Annotated in this window: 22 protein-coding genes, 2 pseudogenes and 1 riboswitch; of the genes and pseudogenes, 20 read left to right on the plus strand and 4 right to left on the minus strand. The window is 43.5% G+C overall.

Annotated elements, in window-relative coordinates; all coding sequences use genetic code 11:
* Positions 1 to 216: 216 nt before the first annotated feature.
* The 8 genes and pseudogenes from AC4PM4_RS02145 (at position 217) to AC4PM4_RS02180 (ending at position 9,076) form a co-directional block, all read left to right on the plus strand.
* Positions 217 to 1,693, plus strand: a pseudogene (locus tag AC4PM4_RS02145) (Lsa family ABC-F type ribosomal protection protein).
* Between the two features lie 223 nt (positions 1,694 to 1,916).
* On the plus strand, positions 1,917 to 2,483 hold the full coding sequence (locus tag AC4PM4_RS02150; protein WP_072732714.1) for a TetR/AcrR family transcriptional regulator: 567 nt from the start codon (positions 1,917 to 1,919) through the stop codon (positions 2,481 to 2,483).
* Between the two features lie 353 nt (positions 2,484 to 2,836).
* On the plus strand, positions 2,837 to 3,991 hold the full coding sequence (locus AC4PM4_RS02155) for a glycosyltransferase family 2 protein (protein ID WP_491612612.1): 1,155 nt from the start codon (positions 2,837 to 2,839) through the stop codon (positions 3,989 to 3,991).
* Between the two features lie 33 nt (positions 3,992 to 4,024).
* Positions 4,025 to 5,305: an aminotransferase class III-fold pyridoxal phosphate-dependent enzyme gene (locus AC4PM4_RS02160; RefSeq protein WP_491612613.1), complete on the plus strand. Its 1,281-nt coding sequence runs from the start codon at positions 4,025 to 4,027 to the stop codon at positions 5,303 to 5,305.
* A 60-nt stretch (positions 5,306 to 5,365) separates the two neighbouring features.
* Positions 5,366 to 6,397: a zinc-dependent alcohol dehydrogenase gene (locus AC4PM4_RS02165; RefSeq protein ID WP_063565196.1), complete on the plus strand. Its 1,032-nt coding sequence runs from the start codon at positions 5,366 to 5,368 to the stop codon at positions 6,395 to 6,397.
* A gap of 85 nt (positions 6,398 to 6,482) precedes the next feature.
* Positions 6,483 to 7,727: an MFS transporter gene (locus tag AC4PM4_RS02170; RefSeq protein WP_491612615.1), complete on the plus strand. Its 1,245-nt coding sequence runs from the start codon at positions 6,483 to 6,485 to the stop codon at positions 7,725 to 7,727.
* 65 nt (positions 7,728 to 7,792) lie between these two features.
* Complete coding sequence (locus AC4PM4_RS02175) at positions 7,793 to 8,386, plus strand: DUF1349 domain-containing protein (protein ID WP_072732719.1); 594 nt, start codon at positions 7,793 to 7,795, stop codon at positions 8,384 to 8,386.
* A 48-nt stretch (positions 8,387 to 8,434) separates the two neighbouring features.
* Entirely contained in the window at positions 8,435 to 9,076 is a 642-nt protein-coding gene (locus AC4PM4_RS02180) for an HAD family hydrolase (RefSeq protein WP_063565193.1), read from the plus strand.
* On the opposite strand, the gene AC4PM4_RS02185 is transcribed toward AC4PM4_RS02180, so the two are convergent.
* On the minus strand, positions 9,073 to 9,888 hold the full coding sequence (locus AC4PM4_RS02185) for an AraC family transcriptional regulator (RefSeq protein WP_491612616.1): 816 nt from the start codon (positions 9,886 to 9,888) through the stop codon (positions 9,073 to 9,075). The genes AC4PM4_RS02180 and AC4PM4_RS02185 overlap by 4 nt on opposite strands.
* Before the next feature lie 242 nt (positions 9,889 to 10,130).
* Between AC4PM4_RS02185 and AC4PM4_RS02190 the strand changes: the two genes are divergently transcribed.
* The 6 genes from AC4PM4_RS02190 (at position 10,131) to AC4PM4_RS02215 (ending at position 14,023) form a co-directional block, all read left to right on the plus strand.
* Complete coding sequence (locus tag AC4PM4_RS02190) at positions 10,131 to 11,261, plus strand: NAD(P)/FAD-dependent oxidoreductase (protein ID WP_491612618.1); 1,131 nt, start codon at positions 10,131 to 10,133, stop codon at positions 11,259 to 11,261.
* A gap of 8 nt (positions 11,262 to 11,269) precedes the next feature.
* Positions 11,270 to 11,560 carry a hypothetical protein gene (locus AC4PM4_RS02195; protein ID WP_079694333.1) on the plus strand — a complete coding sequence of 97 codons (291 nt, stop codon included), beginning with the start codon at positions 11,270 to 11,272 and terminating at the stop codon, positions 11,558 to 11,560.
* Between the two features lie 46 nt (positions 11,561 to 11,606).
* A riboswitch (TPP riboswitch) is annotated at positions 11,607 to 11,705 on the plus strand.
* A gap of 121 nt (positions 11,706 to 11,826) precedes the next feature.
* Positions 11,827 to 12,498 (plus strand): thiaminase II, encoded by a 672-nt coding sequence (gene tenA / locus AC4PM4_RS02200; protein WP_063565189.1) that lies wholly within the window; start codon positions 11,827 to 11,829, stop codon positions 12,496 to 12,498.
* Between the two features lie 43 nt (positions 12,499 to 12,541).
* Positions 12,542 to 12,760, plus strand: coding sequence for a hypothetical protein (locus AC4PM4_RS02205; protein WP_491612619.1), 219 nt, complete (start codon positions 12,542 to 12,544; stop codon positions 12,758 to 12,760).
* Between the two features lie 17 nt (positions 12,761 to 12,777).
* Entirely contained in the window at positions 12,778 to 13,074 is a 297-nt protein-coding gene (locus tag AC4PM4_RS02210) for a GNAT family N-acetyltransferase (RefSeq protein ID WP_491613058.1), read from the plus strand.
* Positions 13,075 to 13,123: 49 nt separating this feature from the next.
* On the plus strand, positions 13,124 to 14,023 hold the full coding sequence (locus AC4PM4_RS02215) for a TetR/AcrR family transcriptional regulator (RefSeq protein ID WP_063565187.1): 900 nt from the start codon (positions 13,124 to 13,126) through the stop codon (positions 14,021 to 14,023).
* A gap of 163 nt (positions 14,024 to 14,186) precedes the next feature.
* Here the strand turns inward: AC4PM4_RS02215 and AC4PM4_RS02220 are convergent, their stop codons facing one another.
* Positions 14,187 to 15,626, minus strand: coding sequence for a DHA2 family efflux MFS transporter permease subunit (locus AC4PM4_RS02220; protein ID WP_491612620.1), 1,440 nt, complete (start codon positions 15,624 to 15,626; stop codon positions 14,187 to 14,189).
* A gap of 281 nt (positions 15,627 to 15,907) precedes the next feature.
* Between AC4PM4_RS02220 and AC4PM4_RS02225 the strand changes: the two genes are divergently transcribed.
* On the plus strand, positions 15,908 to 16,513 hold the full coding sequence (locus AC4PM4_RS02225; RefSeq protein ID WP_064638644.1) for a TetR/AcrR family transcriptional regulator: 606 nt from the start codon (positions 15,908 to 15,910) through the stop codon (positions 16,511 to 16,513).
* Positions 16,514 to 16,582: 69 nt separating this feature from the next.
* Here AC4PM4_RS02225 and AC4PM4_RS02230 read toward each other — a convergent pair whose 3' ends face one another.
* Positions 16,583 to 17,242 carry a hypothetical protein gene (locus tag AC4PM4_RS02230; protein WP_063565185.1) on the minus strand — a complete coding sequence of 220 codons (660 nt, stop codon included), beginning with the start codon at positions 17,240 to 17,242 and terminating at the stop codon, positions 16,583 to 16,585.
* Positions 17,243 to 17,693: 451 nt separating this feature from the next.
* On the opposite strand from AC4PM4_RS02230, the gene AC4PM4_RS02235 reads away from it, so the two are divergent.
* Positions 17,694 to 18,926: a cytochrome P450 gene (locus AC4PM4_RS02235; RefSeq protein WP_491613060.1), complete on the plus strand. Its 1,233-nt coding sequence runs from the start codon at positions 17,694 to 17,696 to the stop codon at positions 18,924 to 18,926.
* Between the two features lie 227 nt (positions 18,927 to 19,153).
* Here the strand turns inward: AC4PM4_RS02235 and AC4PM4_RS02240 are convergent, their stop codons facing one another.
* Positions 19,154 to 19,429, minus strand: coding sequence for a hypothetical protein (locus tag AC4PM4_RS02240; protein ID WP_063565183.1), 276 nt, complete (start codon positions 19,427 to 19,429; stop codon positions 19,154 to 19,156).
* A gap of 188 nt (positions 19,430 to 19,617) precedes the next feature.
* Here AC4PM4_RS02240 and AC4PM4_RS02245 point away from each other — a divergent pair, with 188 nt between their 5' ends.
* The 4 genes and pseudogenes from AC4PM4_RS02245 to AC4PM4_RS02260 all read left to right on the plus strand — a co-directional run.
* Complete coding sequence (locus tag AC4PM4_RS02245; RefSeq protein WP_274566812.1) at positions 19,618 to 20,577, plus strand: ArsR/SmtB family transcription factor; 960 nt, start codon at positions 19,618 to 19,620, stop codon at positions 20,575 to 20,577.
* Between the two features lie 108 nt (positions 20,578 to 20,685).
* Positions 20,686 to 21,231, plus strand: a complete 546-nt coding sequence (locus AC4PM4_RS02250) for a family 43 glycosylhydrolase (protein ID WP_491613061.1) — start codon at positions 20,686 to 20,688, stop codon at positions 21,229 to 21,231.
* Positions 21,225 to 21,494, plus strand: a complete 270-nt coding sequence (locus tag AC4PM4_RS02255; RefSeq protein WP_491612623.1) for a family 43 glycosylhydrolase — start codon at positions 21,225 to 21,227, stop codon at positions 21,492 to 21,494. Before AC4PM4_RS02250 ends, AC4PM4_RS02255 begins: the two co-directional genes overlap by 7 nt.
* 316 nt (positions 21,495 to 21,810) lie before the next feature.
* Positions 21,811 to 21,915 (plus strand): annotated as a pseudogene (locus AC4PM4_RS02260) (carbohydrate ABC transporter permease); the annotation flags it as partial.
* Positions 21,916 to 21,928: the final 13 nt, after the last annotated feature.

Below are 21,928 nucleotides of genomic sequence, written 5' to 3' on the forward strand. Positions count from 1 at the left end.
AGTCAGGTTGATGTAACGCAAAAAAGCACCGGTGAATGGGGGCTTTTTTGCGTTTTTTCATTTGAGGATATTCTAATCACTATGACAGAAGGAATGTGTCATTCATTCAAGGGCGGACTGAAATTCTGATTATGTTCAAATATAAAGTGAGGGACCATGTCGTGGTAAATACCCCGTCGGTTAACTTTTATATTTCACATAAAAAGGATGATCTTTATGTCTTTAATCAACGTTACCAACCTAACCTTTGCCTATGATGGCAGTTACGATAATATATTTGAAAATGTGAGTTTTCAGCTGGACTCGGATTGGAAATTGGGCTTTACCGGAAGGAACGGCAGAGGTAAAACGACATTCCTCCAACTGCTGCTTGGTAAATATGAATACAGCGGAACTATTTCTGCGAATGTCAGCTTTGAGTACTTTCCTTTTCAGGTTGAGAATAAAGGAGCTATGACCCTCGATATCATTGAAGATGCTTATCCTGAATATTTACAATGGCAGCTTGTGCGTGAGCTTAACCTGTTAAAAGTTTCGGAAGATATCCTGTATCGGCCTTTCGATTGCTTGTCTAACGGAGAACAAACGAAGGTGATGCTGGCTGCCTTGTTTCTGAAGGATAATCGATTTTTGCTCATTGATGAACCTACCAATCATCTCGATATTCATGCCAGAAAACTCGTTAGTAATTATCTTCGCAGCAAAAGTGGATTTATTCTGGTGTCACATGATCGATCCTTTTTGGATAACAGCGTAGACCACATCCTGTCCATTAATAAAAATAACATCGAGATTCAGAAAGGGAACTTCTCCGCTTGGTGGGAAAATAAACAAAGGCAAGATCAGTTTGAACTTGCAAATAATGAAAAATTAATAAAGGACATCAAGCGTTTATCCGATTCTGCCAAACGGACGGGTGGATGGTCGCATGAAGTGGAAAGAACCAAAAATGGTACGAGAAATTCCGGTTCTAAGGTGGATAAAGGCTATATTGGACACAAGGCTGCCAAAATGATGAAACGTTCCAAAAATATCGAGCAGAGACAGCAATCCGCCATTCATGAGAAGTCCAAACTTCTGAAAAATATTGAGAGCAGAACGTCTACAGATTCATCAACTGGATTTTCACAAAAAAGAACTTGTCGAATTGGAACATGTGTCGATTGCATACGGCTCCAATATGGTATGTAAGGACGTGAATTTCACAGTTGAACAAGGGGATCGTATTGCGCTTTATGGTAAAAATGGATCGGGGAAATCAAGCATCCTTAAACTGATTTGTGATGAGAATATCCCTTATACAGGTTATTTTCGAAAGGATCACCAGCTTAAAATCTCGTATGTGTCGCAGGACACTTCGAATCTCGGCGGCCATTTGTCTGACTATGCTGTCACGCAGGGAATCGATGAAAGCCTGTTTAAATCCATCCTAAGAAAGCTGGATTTTTCTAGGTTGCAATTGGAGAAGAATATCTCAACGTATAGCGCTGGCCAAAAAAAGAAAGTGCTGATTGCTAAAAGTCTCAGTGAGCAAGCTCATTTGCACATTTGGGATGAACCTCTCAATTTTGTAGATGTCATCTCTCGCATGCAAATTGAAGACTTGCTGCTGGAGTACTCCCCAACCCTTCTGTTTGTAGAGCATGACAGTGATTTTTGCGCAAATATTGCAACAAGAATTATCGAGCTATAAGCAACAGGGAAAGAAAAAAGATATAAATTCTAAGAGCCGCCGCTTGGCGGCTTTTAATCATCACATCTATCTTTGCAATACATAACCAATCATAGGTGATGATTGTTAGTGTTCAGACATCGGAATTATGAGCAACTATGCTATAATTTTATAGTCACAACTAATCAAATGATGGATCATTGAATCAATTTATAGAATAAACTCCCCAAGAGGTGTAAACCCGTTGAAAAAAGAAATGACATCGATGAAGCAAACGAGACTTAATTCCATCCTGGACGAAGCAACCAAACTGCTGATTGAAAAGCCCAATGCATCCATGAATGATATCGCAGACTCTGCAAAAATCGGCATTGCGACCCTTCATCGTTACGTGGAGAGTCGCGAACAATTAATGGTTTATCTGGGCTTGCGTGCGATTGAGGTGGTCAGTGAGGCCATGCAAAACATTCAGCTGGATGAGGAAAACTGTGAAACATATATTCCACAGCTGATTGAAGTGCTTATTCCGTTAGGAGATAAAATATTTTTCCTTACCCATGATGCAGCTATACACTATAATCCTGAGATTGAGGGAGCAGATTTGAAGCTGAGAGAGCCTATACTGCATGCGGTCAGCTTGTTGCAGCAAAAGAATTATTTTCGCCAGGATGTCAATAAAAACTGGATTGTAGATGTGCTGTATTCTATCCTGTTTCTGACGTGGCAGCAGGTTGTAAGTGGTGATATTGCGCGTAAATCAGCAGCTTCTCTGGTTGTGGATACGTTCTATCATGGCTTTAGGGCCAAATAAGTAGGCTCTACCTTATAACCACATACAATAATGCAATATAACACCCCATTGTGGAGTCAGTCGTGTCATTGGATACGAGACTCACTGTGGAGGTGTTTTTTTTCGTTGAGAGCTAGCTATGGGCGCTAATTGAAAGGTGCATATTTTCTTTTCGGTACGTATTCAAATTTTAACAGAGTTCAGAATTTAAGATTTCAAACTTACAAAAAATGATATAAATTTCTAGTAGATTCAAATCATTACCAAATTAAGACATTGAATTTGCGACAAGGAGGTCGATAATCTGCGCTGAACTCGATAACGTTTCAACTCGCTTTAGCACTCATTCCATCATATCCAACAGGAGGGATTCCATGCTTTACACCATTATTGTGCCAGTTAACCAGGACTATAACATTTTGAACCTTTTCACGGACTCATTGCTACGGACAGTAAGCCCGTCCACTCAAATCATTTTTATCAACGATGGTTCCGGTTCTGCTGTTTTACAGCATTTGGAGAAACTGAAACAAGAGGTTAGAGAAGGTGTAACGATTGAAATTCTTCAGCATGATTTTCCACTCGGTTGTGCTGTATCAATCAATAGCGCACTTCGGCGAGCAGAGGGAGATTATATTTTCTTCCTGGATTCCGATACGATTCTTCAACCGAACTGGCAATCAATGATGAAAGAGACGATGGACAGCGACATTACGATTGGTATGATTGGCGGTGTTCTGCTCTATCCGCAAACGGGAGGTGTGCAGCATTGTGGTATTGCATTTGCCGATACAATTGGTCGCCACTTATTTCTGAACGCTTCACCTGAAGACATTCCGAAGGAAACATTTTCAGTTCAGCTTGTCGTATTCGCCATGTTCGGCATGAAGAGAGAAGTGTATGAAACGGTAGGTGAGCTGGATGAGAAGTTCTTTAACGGATATGAGGATTTTGATTATCAGATGCGAGCACGGGCAGCCGGATATGATACGGTCATTAATCCGAATATTCTCGCCTATCACTGGGAACGGAGCAGTGGCATTCATCGCAACTTTAACCGGAAAAACAATCTGGCACGTTTCTGGAAAAAATGGGGTGGGGAAATTGAGGCCGATGTTTGGCCATTCGTATTCGGTCATCTGAAAGAACAGCTGGATAGCCAGGGTGAATATCATCATCTGCCGATCGTTGGCATTGATCTTGCAGAAGTACGCAGTGACGCGGATACGTTCTGGACCAAGCTGGAGGAAGCTGACATTGCGCCTGTTGCCGAGGTACGTGACTATTCCAACCGTTTTAACTCTAATGGAGCCATCTGGCTGCCACAGGTTCTGGGTAAGGAGCTGATTCATAGCGAGAACCGATTATTGTTTCTGGTGGACAATTTCGCCCGGTTGCTGGAAAACCGTTACTGGATCGAGATGAGACATGCTCATCGGGCTAAAGATCTGATTATTGATCTGTATGGCAATGTCATCACTATGGATCGCATATATGATGGCTGCTGGCCAGGCTCCAAAGTTCGCTAACTCACAAACCAAGTAAACAGGGAGGAACCAAAGGTGAAATCAAAAGAGAGCACGCTTGATCGTGCCGTAAGGTTTACACGGAATCTGGAGTGGTTGGAACATGTCGAGAAGGTTATTCCGAGCGGATGCAGTACGTTAGCCAAAGCACCAGAACGATTATTTCCGGGATATACACCCGTATGCTGCGCAGAGGCACGCAATTCCCGTTTTATAGATATCGACGGAAATGAATGGCTGGATTGTGAAATGGCCATGGGTACGGCGCCATGGGGACATGCACGGCATGAAGTTCAACTAACCGTCATCCATCAGCTGAAAAAAGGGACAAGTTATTCGATTCCTGCTGACATTGAACTTGAATGCGCTGAACTGATTTTGGAACGATTTGAAGGCCGCTACCCCTCATTACGTTTCACCAAAAGCGGCGCCGATGCAGTCAGTGGAGCCGTACGTCTGGCTCGTGCGGGAAGTGGAAAAAGCAGGGTCATCGCGACGGCCTATCATGGCTGGCATGACTGGTCTGCGTATGGATACTATGGCCGCGAAACGAAAGAACGAGGCATCCCCGTGGATATCGAGCGCACAACAATCTGGATAGATAAGCCCTCACCAGAGCGTATCGAGGCCCAAATCCAATCCTCTCCCGAGGATATCGCCTGCATTGTCCTTTGTCCAAATGAATGGAAACGTGAGCCGTTGGCGCAAGTTGTATCCCTATGTAGGTCCTTAGATATCATTGTCATATTTGATGAAGTCACCTCCGGCATTCGAATGGGCAAGCAAGCTACAGCTGGGGAGTATGACATCTGGCCGGATCTGCTTTGTATTTCCAAAGGCATGGCAAATGGACTGCCACTCGCAGCCGTAATGGGACCAGAACATCTGATGTCATTATCAGAACAGGTCAGATTCAGCAATGCGCATTCCAGCGAGACCACTGCGCTTGCGGCAGCGATTGCATGTGAGCGATTGATGAAAAGCGCTAAAGTATGGCCTAGCTGGCGCGAAGCCACCATTCGAATTATGGATCTGATTGAAGCTGAACTCGTACTTCTTGGATTAACCGATCAATTGGTGTTGAAGGGTACCTATGCGAGCTTCTCCATTAGCTCTATTTCGGAGGAAAACTTTCATACCGATCCGTTCCGTGAGTTTATGGTCAAAAGAATGGCCCACTTCGGAATTTTTACCAAAGGGTACTTTATTTTTTCAGATGCTCATACCCGGGATGAATTATTATGGGTGGAGGAAGCTCTCTTGCAGACACTTTCCGACTGGAAAGAAATGCTGAAACAGGAACACCTTTCGAATTGAGATTTACGAAAACGTTTAAAATTTTATTCAAATAAGAACATCGACTAGGAGGAATATTCAATGAAAGCACTCGTATATCAGGATCTTAAACAGGTGACTTACCAGGATATTGATGAGCCAACCATACAAAAGCCAAACCAAGTAAAAATTAAAATCTATGGTTCAGGCATCTGCGGTACAGACCTGAATATTGTCAAAGGCAAAGTGCCGGCGAATAAAGGAACGATTATTGGTCATGAAGGTGTAGGTACAGTGGTTGAGGTGGGCGACGAAGTTCGTGGCTTCAAGATAGGTGATCGGGTATTGGTTGATCCCACGCAATCTTGCGGTACCTGCTCCTATTGCCGTGAAGGTCTTTTCATCTATTGCGAGAATTTTGATGACTATCAAGTAGGGATGACGACGCACGGTACATTTGCAGAATATTACGTAGGGGATGAGAAGTATATCTATGCCATCCCGGATTCCATGAGCTGGGAAACCGCTATGATGATCGAACCACTGGGATGTGTACTTCAGACGTTCATGAAAGCAGGGACTAAGCCAAGTGACTCTGTACTGGTCCTCGGTTCTGGTGCAATCGGTTCTCTGTGTCAGCTTGTGAGCAAACGATTGGCAAGGCTTACTGTAGGAACGGAAGTTGATCCATTCCGCAAAGAGTTCGCTTCAGAGATCGCGGATCATGTGTTCTATCCTCAGGATCTGACACTGGATAAAGTATACGAGATCAATAATAACAAGAAGTTTGATATTGTAGTGGACGCGGTTGGTAACCAGCTTCATGTGGGATTTGAGATGATTGCCAAAGGCGGCAAGATCATTCCTATGGGTTATGACGACAGCTATGAGGTGACGTTCAAATCAACTGCCGTAATTAATGATGGTATTAGTATCATTGGTGCGGTAGCTAATCACTCGATGATCAGTACAGCATTGAAATTTGCACAAAGTATTCCGGAACTGGAGCAAATGGTTACCTCCAAGGAACTGCTGAGTGATTATGAACAGGCATTCAATGGGACAATTGGGTATCATCTGCGTAGCGGAGAGAAATTGCCCATGAATTCGGTTAAAACAGCTCTGATCTTGTAAGTATGTAGACATTGTCGGGTTTGCCGCTGCGAAAAGAAGGAGTTCGCAGCGGTGAAAACCACCGCAAAAAAGGGGGAGATATCGATTGAAGCTGCTACAGGATTTGCCGAGAAATCCGCGGTACTCCATCTTACTTGAACCGGTATGGGCCATTCCGGGCACGATTGTTCTTTTTTATGCTCCCTTATATATGAAGGAAGCCGGACTTTCGGATATTGAAATTGGTTTGATCAATTCGGTGAATCTTTATTTTGCCTTTATATTTCAGTTATTTGCGGGTTCAATCACGAATAAGCTTGGCCGCAAGCGAACAACACTGATTTTTGATCTGATTGCTTGGAGTGTTCCCATGTTCATCTGGGCTTTCTCCCAGAATTTTTGGTTGTTTCTGATCGCTTACCTGCTGAATGCAACCTCCAAATTTGTGACGGTTTCCTTCAACTGTCTAATTATTGAGGATGTTGAGGAACACAAGCGATCCAAGGTATTCGCCATTCTCAACATGATCATTACTGGTGCTGGAGTACTGACACCGATCGCCGGGGTAGTGATTGCTGATATTGGCATTGTGCCAACACTAGCCAGTATTTATTTTGTCGGTGGCATCCTCATGACCGTCATGTTCTTCATTCGCAACCGATATACGGATGAGACCGCAGTAGGGAAGGAACTTATGGGAATGCATAGCCAGACCAGGGTGATCCAAAGTCTGGCCTCCAGTCTGCGACTTTTCGGCAAATCGTTCTACAAACGGAGGCTTTTACCGATTATTCTCATCACGGTGCTTTCCAATCTGATCCTGCAGCTGAACTTTTTTCAGGTGATTTTTTTCAAGGAACAATTAAAATTCAATGATCGGATTATTTCATTTATCCCGGTCGTCACCGCTGTAACCGTCATGCTCTTGTATTTGGTCATTATCCCGAGTCTGAAACGGCGTTCAGAAGAGAAGTATGTCAGTTTCTCGATCATTTTGAGTACAGTGGGGGCAATACTTTTTCTGTTGATCCCTGCGGGAAATATAGCCATGTTATTTCTGACTCTAATTGTACTGGCGGCAGGCAATTTCATCTTACAAACGTACCGGGACTCACTGCTTATGAACCGATTGGGTACACATGAAAAAGCGGATATGTTCTCGGCAGTGCAGACCGTCATGACGTTAACCGCAATTCCATCAGGTTACCTGACAGGGCTACTGTATCACTATAATCCTGTGCTGTTATTCAGTGTCATTCTTGTACTTTACATCGTACTCATGGTCATTATGTTATTCCTCCCTGATCCCCAGAAACACTCCCAAGTGATCAGTTCTTACAAAAATATGTAGGAGAAGGGGTTTTCTGTATAACGAACGAATATATAATACAGAAAATGAACCTGGGAGGCATAGAAATGACAAACGTATTTGCAACAGAAACAAGAAACCAAATGAACTGGATTAATGAGCCGAAGACCTGGTCTTATACCGATCAAGGCGTTCTAATTGTAGAAGCTCAGGCTGATACAGACTTTTTCCAGGACCCAGCGGGTAAACACATCCGTGCAACCGCGCCATTTCTGTCGATGCCGGTGCCTAACGATTTTGAAATGACGACCCAGCTAACCGTGGACATGCAACATCAGTATGATTCCGGATGTTTGATGGTGATGGCGGATGAACGAAACTGGTGCAAGCTTTGTTTTGAGTATGATGGAAAAGCGGCTACCATTGTGTCGGTAGTAACGAAGGAAGGTTCATCCGATGATTGCAATTCGGTTGAAGTTCCCGTAACCAACCCTTATCTGCGCATACGCAAAGTGGAGGACTGCATTTCATTCTTTTATTCACCCGATGGGGTGGAGTGGAAATTAATTCGATATTTCGGCATGCCGATAGAGGGGGAGATCCGGGCTGGAATTGTTGGACAGTCACCAGCCGGAACGGGATGCACCTGTCACTTTTTATCGATGAATGTTACCCGTCCGGACGTGACTGCACGCTTCTAAGCCCATTTTCCCGCCAAATCGGCTGATCATTGGAGGGAGAAAAGCGTAATGGTAAAAGCCTTTATTTTGGATTTTGATGGACTTATTGTGGACACGGAGACTCCCTGGTTCTATGCTTTTCGCGATATTTATAAAGAGCATGGACTTGAACTTGGGCTGGAGCTTTGGTCGAAAAACGTAGGAACATCGTTTGAAGAATTTCATCCTTTTCTATACCTGGAGCAAGCGCTGCAAAAACCGATCGATCACGATCATATCAAGTTGCTCTCTGAACAGAAATACGAAGCATACCTGGGGCAGGCAGCAATTCTTCCAGGCGTGCATGAGTTGCTCCGGTCTGCCCGTAAAAAGGGAATTCAACTTGCCGTTGCTTCCAGCTCTACCCGGGATTGGGTTCATGGTTATTTGCGCACACTCGGCATTTTCGAACTATTCGATGTCATTCATACAGCCGAGGACGTCAAGAGGGTTAAACCGGACCCGGAATTGTATCTGCTCGCCCTGGAGAGTCTCGGGATCGGGGCATCCGAAGCGGTTGTGTTCGAAGACTCGCCGAATGGACTGAAGGCAGCCAAAGCCGCGGGGATTCGCTGTGTCATTGTGCCTAACGAGGTAACGCGTAATCTGGAATTCTCGAAGTATGATCTGCGGTTAACCTCGCTGGCAGAGATCACGATGGAAATCCTTTAACTCTGGTATTGCTTGCGTAACTCGATAGGGGAGATTCCTTCATATTTTTTGAATACGGATCCAAAATAACTGGCGCTGTTGAAACCAACAGCCCGGGCAATCTCGTGGGCCGTTATTCCGGCGTCATGGACGAGCATTTCTTTGGCTTTCAATAACCGATACCGTGTCAGATAATCAAGCGGAGTCATTTGGAATTCCTTTTTGAATATCCGATTCAAATGCTGTTCGGTGACGTCCATTTGCTGAGCCAGCATGGAGAGCGAGATATCCTGATCATAATTTTGCTTGATAAAAGTAACCAGTCCACCCAGCTTTAATCGGGCATCCGAGCGTTCATAAGCACCATAACGATCTCCATCAATGGTTAACCTGACCAGTAGCATGTATAGCAATGCGGATACCTGCCAGATCTGATCCTTGTGCCGGGACTGTAGCGCCAACGTTATTTCATGCAACAGGATATGAAGCATCCCATCCGGCTTGAAGGCGCGCAGCTCCCCGATCTGCAAGGTATGCAGAAACCGGGGCAATAAATAGCCATTAAAGGACAAACAATCGAACAACAATGAATCACTCAGATTGTCGTAACGGTATGTGACCTCCGGGAACATAATAAGAGCTGTTCCTTTCCGAATCGAAAACTCATGATTTTGGGCTGCAATTTTCCCTGTTCCCCCGATACACTGCACAATACTGTAATCCCGTGAATGGCCGTTCCAATTCATTAATTCATCTACGGTCAGCTGGTTTTGACCTGTAATCATAAGCGGCATATCGGTATCCAGTGAATTCCCCGTACTAGGTTTCGGCATCGTTGTGTTATTCCTCATTTCGTTAAAGGTCGTGTGCGTAAATGGCGCGGATACAGAGTTAAAAGAAACCTGATTTGAATTATATTACATAAATAACATTAATTTAAACGAACTATTTACTTCGATGAACGACTTATCGAAAACCTTTTAGGATTATGTATCATCATGTCGATGCCTTGCCATTATCAGACCAAACAGTATACGCTATAATGGATACAGTGATTTAGGAAAGGGATGCAGTCATGAAGAAAGTCATCGTCGTAGGATCAGGAATTCTTGGGGCTTCCACAGCATATCAATTGGCAAAACGGGGTGCGGAAGTTCTTATTATAGACCGGAAAGATCGAGGGCAGGCTACGGATGCTGCTGCCGGGATCATCTGTCCCTGGTTATCTCAGCGCCGTAATCAGGATTGGTATCAGCTTGCCAAGGCTGGTGCACGTTTTTATCCCGGTTTGATTGAAGAACTCAAGAGTGAAGGGGAAACGGAAACGGGTTACGCTCAAGTGGGTGCTCTTAGTATTCATACGGAAGTAGAGAAAATCAACAAGATGCAGGAGCGAGCACACCTTCGTAAAGAAGATGCACCGGAGATTGCCGATATTACCCGTCTGGATGCAAAAGAAACCCATGAGCGTTTTCCTCTCCTGGAGGAGAACTTTCAGTCCGTCTACATCAGTGGTGCTGCGCGTATCGATGGACGTGCACTGCGTGATGCCTTAATCCGATCGGCACAGCGAAATGGAGCGGTCCTGATTAATGGGGACGCGACACTTCAATATGAATCGGACCGAGTAACTGGAGTGGTTGTTGACGGTAAAGTCATATCGGCTGACGAGGTTATTGTGTGTGCCGGCGCTTGGGCTAGTGAACTGTTGAAGCCCTTGGGCATTGATTTTAAGGTTCATTATCAGAAGGCGCAAATTATGCATTTGCAGGTTCACGATCGAGAAGACACTGGGAACTGGCCTGTGGTCATGCCTCCTTCGGATCAATATCTGTTAGCCTTTGATCAACAGAAGATTGTGATCGGGGCGACTCACGAAAATGATATTGAAGGCTATGATATAAGAGTAACCGCAGGCGGAATGCAGGAAATTTTGAATAAAGGATTGGAACTGGCTCCAGGTTTAGCCGATAGCACGTTTCAGGAAGTAAGAGTAGGTTTCCGTCCGTTTACACCAGGTTTTCTTCCGGTAATGGGTGCTGTTCCTGGTTGGAATGGCTTAATCACAGCCAACGGGCTTGGTGCGTCTGGGCTAACGATGGGGCCTTTTATTGGAAGTCAACTTGCCAAATTGGCTCTGGGTATGAAATTGGATATCGATATTCAGCCATATGACCTTGGAAAAGCAATGGATCATCAGAAATGAGGTGAACGATGACGTATTCACAGCGCTTAACTCACGGTAACTCATCAGACATTATTTATCTGGAGCACCAGATTGGCATCACCGAGGAGGAATTAGCAAAAGCCGAGGAAGAGCGGAGGGGTTACGAATCGGATTTAAACAAGTTAAAGACGTCTCCGGCGTATCATTCAAATTCAGCGACGAACGTCTCTAATGAGCAAAAATGGGTAGATGAGTTAAACAAATTGCAAAGTATGATTAAGGATATCCGCACCCGACTTAAGAAGTTGCAAGAAGATTTAGGGGAACTTGAAGATTAATAGGAATGGATTGACATTTGGAAAAACACATGTTGTAATAAGCCTGAGCTATTTGCAGGGGGACTGTTTGCAGTTGAGAAGGTTAAAACCTGACCCTTTGAACCTGTTAGTTAATACTGACGTAGGGAGCAAATGACATGTACTCATGTTATTTTGCCCTTGCCGAAAATAGGACAAGGGCTTTTTGGTCTGCATTTTGGATGACAGAACGCGATAGCTGGATGTGAAGCGGGAACATTATAATTTTAATATAAGGAGAAATGATCATGTCATTTTCAAGAACGTTAAAAGATAAGTCCAGAACCGTATGGGAAGATGGATACAACCATCCTTTTTTACATGAAATGGGGAAAGGCACACTGGATCAGGAAGCGTTTAAGTTTTATCTTCTTCAGGACTATACATATCTGATTGAATATGCGAAGATTTTTGCCATGGGTGCGGTGAAGGCGACAGATGAAAAACTGATGACGAACTTTACGGTGATTCAACACGCTATTCTGTACGAAGAAATGGATTTGCATCGAAATTATATGAATGAATTTGGGATTACGCTGGATGAAAATCATGCTGTCAAACCCTCTCTTTATAACAAGGCCTATACGTCGAATATGATGAGTGTTGCACAAACAGGTGGGGTTGCCGAAATCATCGCCGTCATTTTCCCTTGTGCGTGGACGTATTACGACTATGCCACAAGATTAAAAGAACAATATCGAGATTCATTAGAGGGCAATTTCTATCAGACTTGGATCGAAAATTATGCAAGTGATGAATTCCGCGACTCATTCGAATGGTTCTATGATACACTGGATGCATTATGCGAACATAAAACCGAGCAGGAACTGGAGGCCATTGAAGACATATTCAGAAGAAGTGTTGAATTTGAATATCTGTTCTGGGATATGGCTTATAAACGGCAACTCTCGTACTTCTGATGAATGCAATCTACTACAACCAGAGATAAGGATGAACATACAGATGGACAATCGTGGGGAACGCATCTATTTACGATTTTTGAACGTGGAAGACGCTGCTGAACTACTGGATTTGCAGTTCCGAAACCGGGCTGTTTTCGAAGAAATATCGGCAAGCGAACGATCGGATACATTCTATACATTGGAGGGTCAGGTCGCCCTTCTTGAAGGTGGAACAAGGCGAGGGAAGAAGGGAAACGGTACTCTTTCGGGATCTTCCTGAACCATACGCATGAGCTTATTGGGGAGATCTCTCTGTTCGAACTTGAACTGGATTCCACCACCAAATGGATTGTTGGTTATGTGCTCGATCAGGTGCAGAATGGCAAGGGATATATGAGTGAAGCCCTTCAGCTAGCACTGGATTTTGCTATGAATGAAGCGGGCATAAAACGAGTAGAGGCAGGTGCGCTGCCCGACAATGCCGGATCGATTCGAGTGCTTCGCAAGGCGGGCTTTCAGGAGACGGACCGGCAGAATATTAAAATCAAGGGGATTTGGAAGGAACATATGATGTTTGCAGTGGATTTGCAATAGGTTATTAGATATCGTAACGTGAACCACCTAAATCATCCAGGGGGAACTTATGAATAAGCGGAAACAAATGTTATTGGACTCAGCGCTTGTACTCTTTGGGAAACATGGAGTGACCAACACCTCCATACAAATGATCCTAGACGAGTCAGGTGTGTCCAAAGGAACATTTTATAAATTCTTTGGCTCGAAGGATGATTGTATTCTTGCCATTCTGGAGCAACGTGTACAGGAAGATATGATGATTCGTAAAGATTTGGAGAGCCAAAGCTATGCTTCCGATTTTGATTTACTGGTGGATCAGATTATGGTGCCGATGATTTTGCCAGAAAAAAAGCTTGTTGTGGAGCTATTCTGGACAGGCTTCTACTCTGGAGAATGCGATCTGAAAAACTTGACTCGCATGCAGTTAAATTGGTTATCTGAACGACTGGTACAGGTATTTGGGAAAGAATTAAAACCTTTTGCTTATGAAGGGGCTATTTTTGGTTTTGGCATGATCCATCAAATCTCGAACATGTGGAGAAACTTCCATCTTGACCAACCGGATTGGAACCATCTTGTGCCCAAAATCCTGAACTACATTGAAATCTTGCTTCGTTCCATGCTGGAAAGACAAGAGCATATTATTGATTTTCCAAGTCTTTTGATGATCGCTCCTGATTCCAAAGAAATTGTGTTGGATAAAAATAACCTGATTGCAGGTCTTCAGAAATTCAGTCATTCTATTCTCCAATTGGAAGTACCTATTAAAGCGAAAGAACTGACCAAAGGGCTGCTTGTTTTAGTTGAGCAGAAAGAGATCAATATCTCCATGTTGGAAGTAACGCTACAGGCGTTTCAAACGGAATTTGAATCGTCTTCTCTTCAGTGTGAGGCAAACAGGATTGTCAAAGATTGCAGATCGTATCTCGAACAATTCAGGCAGATCCTCATGGAGAGAACGAGTTAACGCAGCTGTTCTTACTTACGTGTGCAGGCAAATTGTTCATTTATATTATGTAATACACCACAAAAAAGCGGCAGATTGGACATAAAACTTAGTGTCCTGATCTGCCGCTTTTTATATAAGATACAATAGGCTCTACATGATGTAATTCATGTAAATATTGTTCTTAATTTGTATTCATCGAGACTTTTTGTCTTACAGGCTGCTTGGAGTCTTCCTCCGTCGCTTGTTTGGTACGTTTGATGAAGAAGGAAAGGAGCAATCCGAGAACGGCAATGCCAATAATGACAACATAAGCATCATTAATTCCCTGGATCATGGATTCCATTCCCAACTGCTGCTGGGTTAAGCCTTTGGCTGCACCCGTTACAACCATATCTTGAACATGTGCTGTTGTGCGACTGGTCATTACACTTACGAGCAATGAAGTACCCACAGCGCCAGCTACCTGTCTGACAGTGTTTGATATTGCTGTACCGTGTGGTCCTAGTCTTGGTGGCAGTTGATTCAAACCTGCTGTTTGGATAGGCATCATAAGCAAGGCCATACCAATTCGGCGACCTGTTGACATCAATACTAGGTAAGTATAGCTAGTAGAATCCGTTAGATCGATGAACCCGATGGTGGTTACAATCGTAATGACCATCCCGATAATCGCCAGCCATTTTGCGCCAAACCGGTCAAACAATCTACCCGTTATCGGCATCAGGAAGCCCATGACAAGCGCCCCTGGAAGCAATAATAATCCGGACTCCAATGCAGTGTAACCCCGTGCATTTTGGAGGTATAAAGGAAGCAACATCATATCAGCATACATGATCATCGTGATCGCGATATTAATGATTGTGGTCAGTGAGAACATATTATACTTGAAAGCCCGCAGATCGAGCAGCGGATTTGCAGACGCGAGTTGTCTCCATGTGAACAGTCCAAGAGCAATGACTCCTGCTGCAATGCATATGATTACTTCTGCGCTTGACCATCCCAGAGTTCCTGCCCGGCTGAAGCCATACAGCAATGCGCCGAATCCAATCGTGGACAGCAACACGCTGAGTGTGTCGAACTTGAGATTGATTCGTTCCGATACATTTTTGAGATATACAAACGCAAAACCAATAACAATAACGGTTAGTGGGATCATCCCGTAAAACATCGTTTGCCATGTGTAGTTCTCAAGAATATATCCAGCAAGGGTTGGCCCAATCGCTGGAGCGAAAATGATGGCAAAGCCGACCATCCCCATCGCGGCGCCCCTTTTCTCAGGAGTGAACAAGGTAAGAATGACATGCATTAACAATGGCATGATAATACCAGCACCGGCTGCTTGAACCATACGTCCTGTCAACAGTGTACCAAAATTACTCGCAAGGGCAGATATAATCGTACCTATGAGGAAAATAAACATCGAAGCTTGAAATAATTGCCGTGTCGAAAAGCGTTGCATGAAATAGGCCGTGATGGGAATGAGTACACCATTCACCAGCATGTAGCCTGTCGTAAACCATTGGGCTGTTGCTGCCGAGATATTAAAATCCCCCATCAGCTCCGGAGTTGCCACGCTCATAACGGTTTGGTTCAATGTGGCAAGAAATGCACCCAAAATCATAACAAACAGTATGGGGCCCTTTTTTACGTCATCTCTTTCTTTTAATCTAGCCTGACTCAATCCATTCCATCCTTTCAATCCACACGTGACTAAATTTACAACGTGTTGTATAGTTTACATTGTATTTATTGAATTATATACATATTCCCGTAGATTACAATTTACGATTTTGGGTATTTTCGTTGCTTATTTTACGAAATAATAAAATATGTCGTCTAATTCGGAAATAAACGACTGATCATTTAAAATTGTAATTTTTAAAATTTGAGGAGTGATATTGCATGAAAAATGAAAAGAAGTCTGCTACAGATCCTCGTATACTTCGTACAAGACAGTTGATTCGTGATGCTTTTGTAGATCTGTTGCAGGAAATGGACATCGAGAAACTATCCGTCAATCGAATTGCAGAACGTGCGACGATCAACCGCGTGACTTTCTATCTGCATTATCGTGACATCACAGACATGATGGAGAAAATGGCGGACGAGATGATCGAGCACATTGAACGAATTGTGGACGAATATGCTCCTCAATTTGAAGATGCTGCCAAAGACGATGGTTGGCCAGTGCTTGTAAAATTGCTTGAACACTTTGCTGATCATTCCAAATTCTATCGTGTCGTTCTCGCTTCCAGACGAACCCCCATTTTTACGGAGAGGCTCATGAAATTACTAACGACACTCGTTTCGGCCAAGATCGAAAGCTTGGAGCTGGGAAGCTCTCTTTCACAAGCGGGTATTCATAAGGAGATCGCAATCTGGTACAGTTCCTCAGCTCTGATTGGTACCATTGTATCCTGGCTTCGTAATGACATGCCCTATGCACCGCATTTCCTTGCCAAACAGTTCTCTTTAATTCGTGCTTATTCTTACAATGACTTGATATAACAAAAAAAACATCCAGCTATAGTTAGACTCAACTATACGCAGATGTCTTTTCAACAGACTATAAATGGGCTAATCTCCTGTCGGAGTTCGTAAAATCATATACAGCCCGATGAGTGCTGCCAGAGCACCAAAAATGATGCCGGACAGTCCATTGTAAAAGGTGGGATCTCCTTTGTATGAAAATGACATGATCGCAGTTTGTGTTAATGAAAGTGAGATCAATGATGAAGAGAAGTTCGTCAGTTTGATGGCTTCAATGACCGGTTCATTATTCCGTCTCGCCATAATGGCGCCCCCAAGAGATACTGCGATTTCGGTAAAAGTAACGGCAGCAATGATGAAGGCGGCATAGTGAGGATAATGCGTTCTGCTGCCTGTAACAAATAATAACTTACTGCAATAAATGATGTACACCGCACTTGAAGCGAGCACAATATTACCTATAAATCGGTATGCCGCGTATTGTTTTTTTAGGATTTCCTCCGGGCTGGAATCATCAAGATTCGAGTCCTCATGTGCTTTGGCTGCGTAATACTTGGCAACAGCGATGCCAATATTATAAAAGGCGTTAATACATAAAAAGAAGGAGAGCGTAAAGATTCCTAAAAGTATTTTCCCAACTGCGATAAGGGCATTAAGTGGAATAGATAATTTTGCAAAGTAGATAATTCGATTATTTTTAACTTTAAAGACAGATTCTCCTCTATTCACTGGACGTATCCAATTCACTGTATCCCTCCCGAACGAAACCTCGATGTGCAAAAAAATGAGTCTAGTGTTCAAGCATACCATAGTAAACCATATGGTCCACGTATGAGGTTTAGACATGTTCATCCCTACCTATCTGTAATCCCAGATTAATGATGTTTTCATTTCTTGAGCTTGTTTATTTTGCCCAAAAATACATAACCCTTAAGAACTTAATTCTCGTCATTAAATATACGAGCGGTATAAAAATATGCCTTGAATTTTCCATAAAATGAATATAGTTCGAAAGTTTCATTCCAAATAATATACGATTAGTATAAAATTGGTTGTGTGCTGAACTGTCAATTCATGTGCAACAAAGGAGGAATCAAAGGGAGCCGAAGAACTGAAGTGGCGCTGGGGATGATTATCAGAGGCATGGAAGAAATCCCTCTTTCCTTTGGATAAAATAGTTCGAGAGGCGGTGTACTGGATGTACAAAGAAGTGATTCGTGTTCACGATATTACCAATTTCCAGTCCAGATCGGAAGAGTTTTTTCCTCTTCACTGGTTTCGGAAAATGTTGTCAGAGAAACCTGTCTACTATCATGAGGATACGGACACATGGAATGTGTTCAGATATGACGATGTCAAGCAGGTACTAAGCAATCATGAATATTTTTCATCCGAAGGCTCAAGAACTACCATTTCAGTCGGAGCTAAAAACAAGGAAGGCACACCGCCGGACAAAATGAATATTTCGAGCATAGATCCTCCACGTCATCAAAAAAGCCGTTCGTTGCTCTCAGCTGCTTTTACACCCCGCAGTCTGAAAAACTGGGAGCCACGGATTCGGAACATTGCGAAGCAACTGGTGGAGGATATCGAGCTGAATACAACAATCGACATTGTGCAAGCACTGGCAGCACCATTGCCTTCCATGGTTATGTCTGATTTGTTGGGCATACCGCTGACGGACAGCCACCGCTTCAAAAGTTGGGTAGATATTCTGTTTCAACCCGCCAATAGAGAAAATGCAGAGGCAATGGAAAAGAAAAAGCAGGTCGCAGCGCAGGAGTATTACCAATTCCTGTACCCTATTGTCGTTCAGAAACGGACTCAGCCTGGCGATGATATCATTACAGATCTGTTGAAAGTGGATGTAGACGGCGAGAAGTTTTCCGATGATGAGATTGTTCGAACCACAATGCTTTTGCTCGGGGCCGGTATCGAAACAACTAGTCACATGGTATCTAATACATTTTATTCTTTTCTCTATGATGACCCCAACCTGTATGTGCAATTACGAGAGAACCCTGAACTGATCCCACTTGCTGTGGAAGAGATGCTTCGTTATCGCTTCCATAACGCCAAGCGACACCGGACCGTTAAGAAGGATAATGATCTGTTGGGTGTAGAATTGAAAAAAGGGGATGTCGTCATTTCCTGGATGAGTGCGGCGAATATGGATGAAACTATATTTGAAAATCCGTTCGACTTGAACATTCACCGTCCCAATAACAAAAAACACCTTACCTTTGGAAATGGTCCACATTTCTGTCTGGGTGCTCCGCTGGCGAGAATGGAGTTGATTGTTGCTTTGACAGCATTCGTAGAAAGGGTACCTTTCATCGAATCGGTTGAATCATTTGATTTGGAAAACAACCTTACCGTCTCGGCTCCAGGTCAGTCGCTGACGTACTTGCCTATGAAGGTTGTGCATTAGGATATAGATTAAAATCATACAGTCAAAATAACAAAAGCCGTAGATTGGATGTTTAACAACATCTGATCAACGGCTTTTATAACGTTCAAGGCTTTTTTCTGTCAGGAAAGAATGGGAAAATAAAACAAGACTGATCAGAACGATGTAGTCGACTCTTACGGTGAGTGAGTAAGCCTTTGATTTAAAAGAGGGGAAGGGTCATCTCACACATAAGACATATGAGAAGATCACATTAGAGGAGGTTGCGATGAAGACTCGAAGTGGTCTTCTTTGTGCATCATGTCTCTGTTTCCGTTGGGAACGGAGAACTGCTGAGCTAGAAGCTGCTGTTCCTTGATGAGCAGATCGACTTTATGGTGCAGATGGTCCAATTGTTTGTTGTAATGTTTGTAGGTGTAGAATCCGATTACAGCCTTAATCGCGAAGAAAATAACAGCTGCCGTAATAATCAATATATAGTTAGAAGCAATATGCCTGATCCAGCTATTGAGTTCACTTATCACGTATAACTCTTCCTTTCACAAGAAATGCAGATTACTTCTATTCATTGCCTTCGTTATAGGAAAGATTACGTGGAAAATGTTCTCAGATGGATTCCTCCGAAAGCAAGATGGAGCATAGCAACATTGTGTTTATTCCTGTTATTCAGTAGAATTATTTTAATTAATATTTTCCAAAGGAGAGCAAATACGTGCTGGAACTCAGCTTTAACGACCCGGAAAAACTGGTAACTGTAACCCACGCCTTGTCGACTCGTTCCCGGATTGACATTCTCCAGCTTCTTAATGCCAACAAATTAAACATTATTGAAATTGCCGAAGCACTTAACCTGCCCGTGTCAACGGTAGCCAACCATATTAAAGTGCTGGAGGCAGCCCATTTAATACATACGGAGATGCTCCCAGCCTCTCGTGGGGCCATGAAGGTTTGCAGCCGCAATTATGATGATATTCATATCGCCCTGGATCGAGTGACTTCCTTTCCCACACGGGATACGAATGTCTATGAAGTACAGATGCCGATAGGGCATTACAGCGACTGTGAAGTTGAGCCAACATGCGGCATGGCGAGCACGGAGGAGATGATTCTGAAGGAAGACGACCCGGCAAGCTTCTATCATCCTAAGCATATTGATGCTCAGATCATTTGGCTGGCAAAAGGTTATCTGGAATATTTGCTTCCAATGGATATTCCGCAAGGTGCAACGATTGAATCTTTGGAATTGTCCATGGAAATCTGTTCTGAAGTAGCAACTTATAACAATGATTGGCCCTCGGATATTTCCATTTGGGTGAATGGCACTGAGATCGGGATGTGGACTAGTCCCGGAGATTTGGGCGACCGCCGAGGTAAACTGAATCCGGCATGGTGGTCTGATGGTTCCACACAATACGGCATTCTCAAAAAATGGCGTGTGGACGACAACATGACCATGCTGGACAAGGAGAAAATTTCGGATGTGTCCCTGTCAGATCTTCATCTTGAGGATAAACACAAGTTAAGATTACGCATTGGAATTCATCCGGATGCTAGGCATCAGGGAGGCATGAACCTGTTTGGCAATGAGTTCGGAGATCATGAACAGAACATTATTATGCAGGTAAGGTATACGATGAATGCGGGTGATCAGGATGCGAGATATGCCAAATAACGGTACCTCATGTATCATGAGTATCGAGCGTTTTAAACCGAACTTGTTTCATCTGGAGCAACACGTTCCAATTACCTGGAGCTAATTCAGTCCACCCGATTATCTCAAATTGACGAAGGTAAACGGAAAATCATCTGGTCACCGGAGCCTGGCGGGCGTTATAGCCATCATTTGTGGGCACCAGAAATCCATTTTTTGAACGGAAAATGGTACATATACTATAGGGCCAATGATGGGGGAGGGGACGATTCACGGCGGATTTGCGTGCTGGAGAATGAAAGCCCAAATCCCATGGATGGCGATTGGGTATGGAAGGGGGCTATGGGCACTCCTGTCCCTGGTCTGGATGGTACCGTGCTGAAATTGAGTGCTCAATTCTATTTTCTGTACGCAGTCTACGGTCATTTTCCGGACTATGGGTCAGCGATCTATATTATGCGGATGTCTAATCCTTACACATTGACAGGTGACCATGTGCTGTTAACAGCTCCAACCTTTTCGTGGGAAAAGCAAGGCGGGATGGCGATTAATGAAGGCCCGGTTATACTGCATCGAAATGGACGAGTTTTTCTGATTTTCTCGGCCAGCACAACCTGGACGGAAGATTATGCACTTGGCATGTTAACCAGGATGAAGAAGATGATCCAATGCTAGCTTCATCATGGACCAAATCCCCGCAGCCTGTTTTTTGGAAGAGTACGGAGAATGGTGTATATGCCACAGGGCACAACAGCTTTACTACATCACCGGATGGTCTGGAGGACTGGATCGTATTTCATGCTCTTCCGGCACCGGGTGCTGATACTGGTTTGCGGGCTACGCGCATTCAAAAATTTGAATGGAACAGGGAGGAAACACCTGATTTTGGTGTGCCTTTCAGCGATGATCATGCGCTCCAAGTTCCATCGGAAGCGTAAAACAGAAGACTTGAGAATAGGGGCTGGGTATGCGTATAGTTACAACTATTTTGTAATTAATGGCGGAGTAGATAAATGATTTGGTGAAAACGAATGCTCTCATTAGACGAAGAAAGTAATAATTATTTTGGCTTGAACTGGATTTTTCCGCATTGGAACAGTATTTTAATGGTGTTATTCGGTGGAAAATTAACTTTCCAATGCTGTTTGAAGGAAATCTAAGCAATAATACCAGACAAATTTTATTACAAGAAAATAGATTGAAAACGTTGACATCTAATTATTGTGTAATTATACTTTGATTCAAATACAGAACAAATATTGCCCCATTGTTGTGTCCACCGGTCCAATACTGATGGTATACCCTTTCCTGCAAAAGTACTTTGTAAAAGGATTATATATCGGTTCAATCAAAGGCTAATAGGAGTGATTTT

This window comes from Paenibacillus sp. MDV22-iso6 (assembly GCF_058408365.1).

What these genes read in the sequence shown, in the direction of transcription:
- AC4PM4_RS02155 (WP_491612612.1), top strand. Translation starts at nt 2,837, where the DNA reads ATGCTTTACACCATTATTGTGCCAGTTAACCAGGACTATAACATTTTG.
- AC4PM4_RS02165 (WP_063565196.1), top strand. Translation starts at nt 5,366, where the DNA reads ATGAAAGCACTCGTATATCAGGATCTTAAACAGGTGACTTACCAGGAT.
- AC4PM4_RS02175 (WP_072732719.1), top strand. Translation starts at nt 7,793, where the DNA reads ATGACAAACGTATTTGCAACAGAAACAAGAAACCAAATGAACTGGATT.
- AC4PM4_RS02180 (WP_063565193.1), top strand. Translation starts at nt 8,435, where the DNA reads ATGGTAAAAGCCTTTATTTTGGATTTTGATGGACTTATTGTGGACACG.
- AC4PM4_RS02185 (WP_491612616.1), bottom strand. Translation starts at nt 9,888, where the DNA reads ATGCCGAAACCTAGTACGGGGAATTCACTGGATACCGATATGCCGCTT.
- AC4PM4_RS02190 (WP_491612618.1), top strand. Translation starts at nt 10,131, where the DNA reads ATGAAGAAAGTCATCGTCGTAGGATCAGGAATTCTTGGGGCTTCCACA.
- AC4PM4_RS02195 (WP_079694333.1), top strand. Translation starts at nt 11,270, where the DNA reads ATGACGTATTCACAGCGCTTAACTCACGGTAACTCATCAGACATTATT.
- tenA (WP_063565189.1), top strand. Translation starts at nt 11,827, where the DNA reads ATGTCATTTTCAAGAACGTTAAAAGATAAGTCCAGAACCGTATGGGAA.
- AC4PM4_RS02205 (WP_491612619.1), top strand. Translation starts at nt 12,542, where the DNA reads ATGGACAATCGTGGGGAACGCATCTATTTACGATTTTTGAACGTGGAA.
- AC4PM4_RS02215 (WP_063565187.1), top strand. Translation starts at nt 13,124, where the DNA reads ATGAATAAGCGGAAACAAATGTTATTGGACTCAGCGCTTGTACTCTTT.
- AC4PM4_RS02220 (WP_491612620.1), bottom strand. Translation starts at nt 15,626, where the DNA reads ATGATTTTGGGTGCATTTCTTGCCACATTGAACCAAACCGTTATGAGC.
- AC4PM4_RS02225 (WP_064638644.1), top strand. Translation starts at nt 15,908, where the DNA reads ATGAAAAATGAAAAGAAGTCTGCTACAGATCCTCGTATACTTCGTACA.
- AC4PM4_RS02235 (WP_491613060.1), top strand. Translation starts at nt 17,694, where the DNA reads ATGTACAAAGAAGTGATTCGTGTTCACGATATTACCAATTTCCAGTCC.
- AC4PM4_RS02255 (WP_491612623.1), top strand. Translation starts at nt 21,225, where the DNA reads ATGCTAGCTTCATCATGGACCAAATCCCCGCAGCCTGTTTTTTGGAAG.